Source organism: Streptomyces sp. NPDC056480 (assembly GCF_042795405.1).
GTDB lineage: Bacteria > Actinomycetota > Actinomycetes > Streptomycetales > Streptomycetaceae > Streptomyces.
Genome location: NZ_JBHTSA010000104.1, coordinates 1 through 8,840 on the forward strand (window position 1 = coordinate 1; position 8,840 = coordinate 8,840).

Below are 8,840 nucleotides of genomic sequence, written 5' to 3' on the forward strand. Positions count from 1 at the left end.
GACATGCAACAGCGCTGAACCGTTTCCGGCGGGATCATCTGATCGTTGGTTGATATGTGTCGTTGACTGACGCGCAGTGGGCGCGGATCGAGCCGTTGCTGCCGGACCGGACGCCGAGACGTGGCGGTCGGTGGCGGGATCACTGGCAGGTGATCGACGCGGTCGCGTTCAAGTACCGGACCGGAACGCCGTGGATGGACCTGCCCGAGGAATTCGGGTCGTGGAAGGGCGTTCACAACCGGCTTCGGAAATGGGCGGCCGACGGGACCTGGGAACGCCTCCTGACAGCTCTGCTCGCCCAGGCCGACGCCGAAGGCGACCTCGACTGGGTCGTCTCGGTCGACTCCACCGTCGTCCGATCCCACCAACACGCCGCCGGAGCCCGCCAAAAGGGGCCCCGGCCGACGAGCCGGACGACCATGCCCTCGGACGCTCACGTGGCGGACTGACCACCAAGATCCACCTCGCCGCGGACAGCCGCTGCCGGCCTCTGACCTTCGTCATCACGCCAGGCCAGGCCGACGACGCGCCGGCGTTCGAGCAGGTCATGGCCCGGATCCGGGTTCCCCGACCGGTCGGCCGACCACGAACGACGCCAGACGTGGTCCTCGCGGACAAGGCCTACTCGTCCCGCGCGATCCGCACTCACCTGCGGCGCCGAGGGATCCGGGCCGTGATCCCGCAGCCCGCCGACCAAGCCGCGAACCGCAAGCGGCTGGGCAGCCGCGGCGGCAGACCACCGGCCTTCGACCGCGAGGCATACAAGCGCCGCAACACGGTCGAACGCTGCATCAACAAGCTCAAGCAATGGCGCGGCCTGGCCACCCGGTACGACAAGAACGCCACCATCTACCTCGCCGGGCTCCGCCTCGCCGCCATCTTCATCTGGTCAGCAAGGTGATCCGAAGAAAACGCCCTAGGTCGGTCGGATCCGTTGGATCCGTTGGATCGGATCGCGGATGCCTACCGAAGGGGGTTTCCTGCTCGCTCTCCGCGAAGCGGTCACCGCCGCCTGCTCGGGGCGCCCCGTCACTCACTGGGCAGCGGCGTCAGCCCCTGAGATTTCCACCGCTCACCCACAGTCGAGGAGTCGGTCCCCTGATGAGCACCTGTCGCCGGAGGTGGCCGATGTGTTGGAGGCGTCGGGCTGGGCGCCCGGACGGATGGTGGACACGGCCCGCTGGCGAACCAGGTTCGCAGCGCTCGGCTTCGACATGCACGCCGCCGCGTTGGCATTCCTGAAAGAGTTCGGGGGTCTGACGGTGAACGTCAGCGGTCCGGGGATCAGCTGTGCGCGCACGCCGTTCGAGCTGGACCCCGAACTGGCCTGGGGCGATGAGGACCGGTTCACGGAGTGGGGTGAAGCGATCGGGCGCCGTCTCTACCCGCTCGGCGAGCTGGACCACGGCCGGTTCTTCCTCGGCATCGATGAAGTGGGCGTGATCTATCTCGTCGAGGGCTGGATCGCCGACTTCGGACCGATGCCTCGCGCCATGGAGAACTTGGCGCTCGGCGTGGCTCCTCGCGCCATCGAGTACGGGTACGAGCCAGCGGGACGGCCGTCCTGACCCCGCCAATGGCCTGTGGAGGTTGGAGGTCCCCTTCTGGGAACAGAAGCCGCTGCCGGTCTCGCCGAGCGCGTCGTGCGCTCACGAGGGCTGAACGTCTCCGTCTAGGACGGCTGAAGCCCCGGCCGAGTGCCAGGGCGGGAGGAGCCGCCCGGCTCTGCGCGCCCTGGCTCCTCAATGAGTGGAGGCGCCCGCCCGGTGCAACGTGCGACGGCTTCCCGGGCGGGCTCTGGTCTCATCGTCCGTCAAAGGCGCTCGCAGCGCACGCCGGGCGGGGCGGGGTGGAGTGGGGTGGGGTGGTGTGTCGGTCATCCTGCTGTACTTCGAGTCCGTTGTGGTCGGCATCCGCGTGCCCGGAATCGGGTACGGCAGGCCAGACTTCGACCGTCTCACGTGCAGGCACCGCAACACCGTCGAGCGGTGCATCGACCAGCTCACGCAGGAGCGCGGCGCCGCCGTACACACCGACAAGGTCCAGGTGCACCACCTCACGGTGCTTCACGTCGCCGCGATCTCCCTCTGAACGCGGGCCTGCGAGGAAGACCCTCACCTCTGCCAAGGAAGCGCCTCGATCGATGCGATGTCGCCCGCCGCCAGGAGCTCGAAGAGTCGGAGAATCTCCTCGACGTCGGCGTCGCGCATCTCACCCGGGGCCACCGCGTCGTCGTCCGGGTTCTCCCAGACCAGCAGGCCGCCGCGCAAGGCGCTGATGCACCACCCGCCTTCATGGGTCAGTGACACATCGGGGTGCTCGTCATGGGCCTGCGCCAGACCGCCGAGGACTCGCCTCATCGCCTCCGGATCAGGCTCGTCGACCGGCCCGACCATGACGTCGTACATGAAGCAGCTCATTGACCAACCACCTGATGCTGCTCAGTACCAGGGGCGGGCATCGGGCGTGGGCAGCGGACGCAGTGTCGACCAGCGTTCGAGCATGCGGTCGGCCATGGCGGAGCTGAGGCGGCCGACGGCGTGCAGGTGATCGTGGTCGCGGGTCATGTCGGCGACCACGCCGAGGCGGTGGACAAGCCGCTCACGGGCGGAGACGTAGCCCCACTCGAAGTCCTCGGCGGGCACCCGGGCGAGCTGGTCGACCGTCCCTCGGTGGGCCCGCTCGACGAGGGCGTCGCCCTGGATCAGCCAGGCTGCGCACGCGTCGGCGAGGTCGCCCGGCACGTCCTTCCCGGTGAGGCCGCGCCAGGTGGTCCGGTAGACGTCCTCGACCTCCGCGAGCGGTGCCGCGGTGACCGACATGGCGCACCAGCAGGTCGGGAAGCCGATGCGGAAGTAGGCGAGTTCGATCAGGCCGTTGCCGAGCGAGGCCCGTTCGAAGTCGACGAAGCGGACGCCGTCGGCGGTGCGCAGATCGTTGCCGGGGCAGGGGTCGCCGTGCAGCAGCGCGTGGTGCGAAGTGGGGTCCAACCGCTCCAGAAGGCCGGCGAGTTCATGGGGAACCGTGGACGGTACGGGCACGTCGAGCGCCCGGGCCAGGGCGAGGAAGGACTCCGCGTCGGCGGCCGTGGGTCCCGACCAGACCGGCAGTGCGCCCGCGTCGGCCGGCCCGGTCAGGGCGTGCAGCCGGGCGAGCGACTCGGCGTACCCCGGCATCCAGTCGCCGGTCTTGCCGAGGTCGTCCAGGTGCTCGAGGACCATCACCCGCGAGGGCCGGTCCGTGGCGAGTACGGCAGGGGCCACGGCGGGTCCGGAGGCCCGCCCCGCCAGGCGCAGCCCGGCTACCTCCCGCGCGAAGCGCGTGCTCGCGTCGGCGCCCGTGTCCCCGGCGTCGGTGATCTGCTTGACGATCACGAGGCGCTGGTCTGCCAACCGGACCCGCCACACCCGTGACCGAGGGCTGCTGTCCAGGAGCTCGGCCTGCTCGGGGGTGCCCACGGTGGAGAGCAGCGTTTCATCGAACGGAACACGGTTCGGCATGCCGACGAGCGTAGCCTTCGCTTCGTACGCGCGAGCGAGTGCCTAGATCCGTCGACGTCTGACAAGGGCTGTGTCGCTTTCGAGCAGCGGAGCTGAAGCGCTGACCGGGCGTCCGGTCATGGTTGTCGTGTGACGACCGCTGATGTGGACGGCCCGTTGCCCGCCCCGAGGACCCTCGTCAGTGCAACCGACTGGGCGACGCGTGAGCATCCGTACGGGTCGGCCGGCGACTCTCCTGCCCTGCGGATGGGGCTACTCGCGGACGAGCCCGGCACATAGGCCACGGCTCTGCGCCATCTCGAGGATGCGATTCATCACCAGACCTCGGTCTACTCGGCGACGGTTCCTGCAGCGCTGTTTGTCGCAGCGGCACTCCTGGATCCGTCGACGGCAGCTGTCCGTCCCGACCCGAGCGGACGCCAGAAGCAGGTGCGTGCGGCACTGTTGGACTGGCTGGCGTCCGTGGCCGAAGCGGTCGGCAACGAGGCGGAGGCGACGATGGCACGGTCCGGGCGCCGTCTGGAGGGAAGCCCGGTGTCTGTACGGGTTCGGGTGCTGCGTCCCGCACTCTTCCGCGCCGTGTCGGCCTTCCTGCACGATGCCGACCTTGGCGTCCAAGAGGCGCCCATCGCCGCCGCTGTCCCCCTGCTGGATGATCCAGAGCTGGTCCGGCACCGATCGGTCCTCACTCCGTTGGCGTGCGACGTCCCGGCCACCAGCGCCGACAGGTCGTACCGATTCGTTGCCGCCCGTGGCTTGCATGCCTGGGGCCAGGAAGTCGGGCCCATGCCGGCCTGACAGGACGCGGGCCCGTGGGCCGACGTCTGCGCCAGCGATGGGACAGCTCCCCTGTGACGACGGCGGCCGCAGCCAGGGCCGCACACGTCGGCCAGCCCTTGGGGTCGCCGGTGGCTTGGCCGACGAGCCAGAGGGCAAGTGCCGCCAGGACCCACCAGACGACGAACCCGGCCCCTCCGCGCAGCCGCGAGTTCCTGTGAGTCACAAGCCAACGGTAGCGGCCGTGGCCGGGCCCAATACGCGAGGCTCGGTCACGACGGGGGCTGCCGGGTACCGAGGGCATCGAGATCTGCCGGCAGCCGCGAAGCTGCCCGGCGGCACAGCGGCCCAGCGGCCCAGCGCAGAGCAGGCCGGTCTGCCCGACGGCAGAGCGGGCCGGTCTGGCCGGCCGACTGGCCGACTGGGCGACTGGGCGACTGGGCGACTGGGCGACTGGGCGACTGGGCGACTGGGCACGGTGCCATCTCCGCCGGCGTGGACCACTGCCGGCACGCGTTCCTGCGCAGATGTGACCTGGAGCACCCGTTCCACCGGCCCAGCAGATCTCCGGCTGGGCCAGGCCCCGCCCGCCTGCGCCACTCCGCCGTGGGGGCTCAGGTCGACGCGCAGAAGCAGTACCTCGTCGCTCTGACCAGCGACAACACCATGCATGGCAGTCCCCACTACCATTCCAGTGCTTGAATGGGGCGTCGTCTTTGACCGAGCAAGGAGAAGCACTGTGCCTTTGGTGTCCGTCGTCATGCCCGTGTACAACTCGGCGGCGACGCTCGGCGCATCGGTTCGGTCGGTGCTCTCGCAGACCCACAGCGACCTGGAGCTGCTGGTCACCGACGACAAGTCCTCCGATGACTCCATGGACCTGCTCATGGAGTTCGCCCGGCAGGACGAGCGCGTCAAGCCGGAATCGGCACCGGTCCAGGGTGGTGCCGGCCGAGCACGCAACCTCGCCATCGAGCGGGCCCGGGGGGACTACGTCGCCTTCCTCGACAGCGACGACCTGTGGCTTCCGGAGAAGACCGAGCGGCAGATCGAGTTCGCCGCTGCGGGCGACGCGCCCTTGACGTTCACCTCGTACTACAAGATGGACGCCGACTACGACGGCGAGAGCACCGACTTCACCCCCAACGGGCGGGTGATCCGCGCGCGGGAACACGTGGACTACCGCGCGATGCTGGTGCGGGACTACATCGGTGCTCTCACCGCCATGTACGACCGCAATGCCCTCGGCACCCGGCTGATGCCGGAGATGCGGAAGCGGCAGGACTACGCGCTGTGGCTGTCGATCATGCGGGACGGCGCGGACGCCCGGGGCCTCACGGAGCCGCTTGCGGTGTACAGGGCCCATCAGGCGGGTTCGCTGTCCTCCAACAAGCTGTCCCTGGTCCCGTACAACTGGGAGCTGTACCGACAGCACGAAGGACTGTCGGTCCCCCGGGCGACGCGGGCGCTGACCGGTGCGGTGTGGCAGTCGCTGCGCAACTCTCGCATCTGACGAAGCTCACCCACGTGCGCGGCAGGCCATGAGCCTCCGAGGACGCTGAGGACGCCGCCGGGGCTCGTCGGCTGCTTCTGGCACCGAGCCCCTGAGACTCCCTGATCCCCAAGTGCAATTACTGCGAGACGGGGGTGCGCCCGGCATGGTCAGAGAGGTGCGCACCGGATGAGCGACGAGCAGAGCAGGGCGAGGGAGGAATCTCTCGGAAAGGCGTTCAGCTGGCTTTGTTCGCGAGAACCGGATCTGGTCCACTTCTTGTGGTTGCGTACACAGCGTGACGGCTGGGCGTCCTTCGATGACGGTTGATGTCGCCCGAAAATCGACCTGCCGGAGGTGACGGCGTCGACAGTTCTGCGCTGTGAACAACGTGCGGCCGCGGCTGGAAGAACTGCTGTTCGGGTCGGTGGAGAACATGTCGGTGGGGTCGGTCGACGTGACTGGCGCTGTCGTAAGAGTGGAGGCCCGGTCCACGGCCAGGCGGGCGGCCTGTCCGGGGTGCGGGTACTGGTCGAGTCGAATACACGGCTCTTACCTGCGGTTTCCCAGAGATCTACCCACAGCGGGCAAGCCCGTCGTCATGTCGTTGCGGGTGCGTCGATTCGTCTGCGCGGAGGGCTCCTGCCTGCGCAAGACGTTTGCCGAGCAGGTGCCCGGCTTCACCCGTCGATTCGCTCGCCGGACGGAACGGCTGCGATCGACGCTCGTCTCGGTCGGTCTCGCGCTCGCGGGACGGGCCGGCGCCCGAATGTCGGACGCCTTCGGAGTCCGAGTCAGCCGGAACACCCTGTTGAGGCTGATCGCCTCGCTGCCAGATCCGCCCACCGCCACGCCCCGCGTGCTCGGCGTCGACGAATACGCTCAGCGCAAGGGCCGGATCTACGGAACCGTACTCGTCGACGTCGAGACACGCCGGCCCGTAGACCTCCTGCCGGACCGGGAAGCGGACACCCTCGCGGCCTGGCTGTCCGAACGGCCCGAAATCGAGATCATCTGCCGGGACCGCGCCCTCTTCTACGCCGAGGGCGCCACCCGCGGCGCCCCTCAAGCCCTCCAGGTCGCCGACCGATGGCACCTTTGGCACAACCTCGGCGAAGCCGCCGAGAAGTGCGTCTACCGGCACCGCGCCTGCCTCCGGCCTGCACCTGAGTCACCGGAGGAGCCAACCCAGGCTCCGGAGTCGCCCGCGGCCTCGCCGTGGCCGACGGGCCACCGGTTCGCCGAACGCACCCGCGCCGAGCACTCCACCGTCCATGCCCTGCTGGCCGCTGGTCACAGCAAGCGGTCCATCGCCCGGCAGCTCGGCATGGGCCTCAACACCGTTCTCCGATTCTCCCGCGCCAACGAACCGGAGCGGCTGTTCACCGGCCAGTGGCAAAGCCGTCCCACCAAGCTCGATGCCTACAAGCCCTACCTCGACCAGCGATGGCAGGAAGGCTGCATCAACGCCTGGAAGCTTTGGGAGGAGATCAAAGCACAGGGCTACCCAGACGGCTACGGCAACGTCCGCGCCTACGTCAGCCGGAACCTACGCGGCAAGCCCCAGCCGGTCGGCCCCCGGCCGCCATCCGCCCGCGCCGTCACCCGCTGGATCCTCACCCACCCCGATGCCCTGGCCGAGAGCGACCGGCTCCAGCTCAAGGCCGTGCTGGCCAGCTGTCCCGAACTGGACGCACTCGCCGAGCATGTGCGCTCCTTCGCACACATGCTCACGCAGCTGCAAGGCCACCAACTGCCAGCATGGATCGAAGCGGCAACCGCCGCCGACCTGCCCAGTCTCCAGCGATTCGGCCGGCATCTGTAGCGCGACCTCGACGCCGTCACTGCCGGACTCTCGCAGCCGTGGAACTCCGGAGTCGTCGAAGGCCATGTCAACCGGATCAAGATGCTGAAGCGCCAGATGTTCGGCCGCGCCGGCTTCGAACTCCTACGCAAGCGCGTCCTGCTCTACTCGTGAATAGGCTGCTCAGGACTCATCGTCGATCAGCCCGAAGTCTTTTGGGAACTCTTCCAGGAACTCGTGACGAGCCGGGTCGGTCTCGGCGGCTGCCATCTCCCCAACCAGCTCAATCAGTTCCTGCCGCTGATCATTAGGCAGCGTTCTGACCATGTGGGCGATGCCCTCCATCACCTTGACCGCGTCGTCCTGATCCATCTGCTCGTCTTCGCTGCCGTCGATGAACCACAGGACATCGACCAAAGCCTCGGCCAAGGCACGAGTCAGGGACGGATACGAAGACGTCACGGCGGTCTCCCAGCAGATCAACGGCAGAGTTCGGCCATCCCACCACACGCCACTGACATCACCATCTGTGAGCCTCCACGGAAAGTGGACCAGAGCCGGTTCTCGCGAACAAAGCCATTCAGCGGTGCCTCGCGTGTCGAATGCGGTCTCGTGGACGTCGAGGCGGCCCGCCTGGTCTACCAGGAGGCGGGTTCCGACGTCACCGACGAGCTCGTGGCGTTCCCCGGGAAGTAAGGCGTGACGACCGTCTTCCGGCCGTCGCATACCACCGGGGACGAGTCCTCGCTGAGGATCTCAGTCAGGGAGGCCGCAGAGGCGTTCGCGCCGAACGTGCGGTACTTCGAAAAGCGCCTCGGCAGGTCCGCCCTGCCGGTGGGCATCGCCCTCTCGACCGAGGAGATGATTCCTCTCGCAGAGAACGGTGCCATCGCGCTCGGTGGCGACGCCGGAGTTCAGCGGCTCTCTCACGGCTTCGAGGAAGCCGTGAGAGCTATGATCTCGGGCGACTTGGACATCTCGGTCGACTCCACCACCGTCCGCGAGTACCTGCGACGGCGGGGAATCCGCCACACCATCCCGGAGAAGACCGACAGCCAGGCAGCCCGCCTGCGCAAGGGCACCCGCGGTGGACGGCCGCCCGGCTTCGATGAAGACCGCTACAAGAAGCGCAACACCGTCGAGCGGGGGGTGAAACCCCCGAAGCAGTACCCGGCGGGTGATAGCCCCCCAACACCAACGCGGGTTAGTCTTACACGGCACCGCCCCCCCCGGGGCCGGCGCGGTATGGCTCCGAACCAGGGGACCA

The 8,840-nt window shown here is 68.6% G+C and carries 9 protein-coding genes and 1 pseudogene; 7 read left to right on the plus strand and 3 right to left on the minus strand.

What is annotated here, in order from left to right:
• Positions 1-56: 56 nt before the first annotated feature.
• The 3 genes from ACFQ79_RS31935 to ACFQ79_RS31945 all read left to right on the plus strand — a co-directional run bounded on the left by ACFQ79_RS31935 (position 57) and on the right by ACFQ79_RS31945 (position 2,091).
• Positions 57-901 (plus strand): IS5 family transposase gene (locus ACFQ79_RS31935; RefSeq protein ID WP_383589934.1). Its coding sequence is split into 2 segments (ribosomal slippage): positions 57-387 and positions 387-901, totalling 846 coding nucleotides; the frame shifts between segments, so codons are not numbered across the junction.
• A 220-nt stretch (positions 902-1,121) separates the two neighbouring features.
• Positions 1,122-1,568, plus strand: a complete 447-nt coding sequence (locus ACFQ79_RS31940; RefSeq protein WP_383589936.1) for an SUKH-3 domain-containing protein — start codon at positions 1,122-1,124, stop codon at positions 1,566-1,568.
• 301 nt (positions 1,569-1,869) lie between these two features.
• Positions 1,870-2,091, plus strand: coding sequence for a hypothetical protein (locus ACFQ79_RS31945; protein WP_383589938.1), 222 nt, complete (start codon positions 1,870-1,872; stop codon positions 2,089-2,091).
• 23 nt (positions 2,092-2,114) lie between these two features.
• Here the strand turns inward: ACFQ79_RS31945 and ACFQ79_RS31950 are convergent, their stop codons facing one another.
• Positions 2,115-2,408 carry a hypothetical protein gene (locus ACFQ79_RS31950; protein WP_383589939.1) on the minus strand — a complete coding sequence of 98 codons (294 nt, stop codon included), beginning with the start codon at positions 2,406-2,408 and terminating at the stop codon, positions 2,115-2,117.
• Positions 2,409-2,441: 33 nt separating this feature from the next.
• On the minus strand, positions 2,442-3,500 hold the full coding sequence (locus tag ACFQ79_RS31955; RefSeq protein WP_383589940.1) for a phosphotransferase family protein: 1,059 nt from the start codon (positions 3,498-3,500) through the stop codon (positions 2,442-2,444).
• Positions 3,501-3,962: 462 nt separating this feature from the next.
• On the opposite strand from ACFQ79_RS31955, the gene ACFQ79_RS31960 reads away from it, so the two are divergent.
• From ACFQ79_RS31960 to ACFQ79_RS31970, 3 genes are all read left to right on the plus strand, one after another.
• On the plus strand, positions 3,963-4,298 hold the full coding sequence (locus ACFQ79_RS31960) for a hypothetical protein (RefSeq protein WP_383589942.1): 336 nt from the start codon (positions 3,963-3,965) through the stop codon (positions 4,296-4,298).
• A gap of 718 nt (positions 4,299-5,016) precedes the next feature.
• Positions 5,017-5,790: a glycosyltransferase family 2 protein gene (locus ACFQ79_RS31965; RefSeq protein WP_383589944.1), complete on the plus strand. Its 774-nt coding sequence runs from the start codon at positions 5,017-5,019 to the stop codon at positions 5,788-5,790.
• A gap of 361 nt (positions 5,791-6,151) precedes the next feature.
• Positions 6,152-7,594, plus strand: coding sequence for an ISL3 family transposase (locus ACFQ79_RS31970; protein WP_383589946.1), 1,443 nt, complete (start codon positions 6,152-6,154; stop codon positions 7,592-7,594).
• A gap of 162 nt (positions 7,595-7,756) precedes the next feature.
• Here the strand turns inward: ACFQ79_RS31970 and ACFQ79_RS31975 are convergent, their stop codons facing one another.
• A complete protein-coding gene (locus ACFQ79_RS31975; protein WP_383589948.1) occupies positions 7,757-8,035 on the minus strand; it encodes a hypothetical protein in 279 nt (92 codons plus the stop codon).
• 237 nt (positions 8,036-8,272) lie between these two features.
• On the opposite strand from ACFQ79_RS31975, the pseudogene ACFQ79_RS31980 reads away from it, so the two are divergent.
• Positions 8,273-8,840, plus strand: a pseudogene (locus ACFQ79_RS31980) (hypothetical protein); the annotation flags it as partial.

What these genes read in the sequence shown, in the direction of transcription:
- ACFQ79_RS31955 (WP_383589940.1), bottom strand. Translation starts at nt 3,500, where the DNA reads ATGCCGAACCGTGTTCCGTTCGATGAAACGCTGCTCTCCACCGTGGGC.
- ACFQ79_RS31950 (WP_383589939.1), bottom strand. Translation starts at nt 2,408, where the DNA reads ATGTACGACGTCATGGTCGGGCCGGTCGACGAGCCTGATCCGGAGGCG.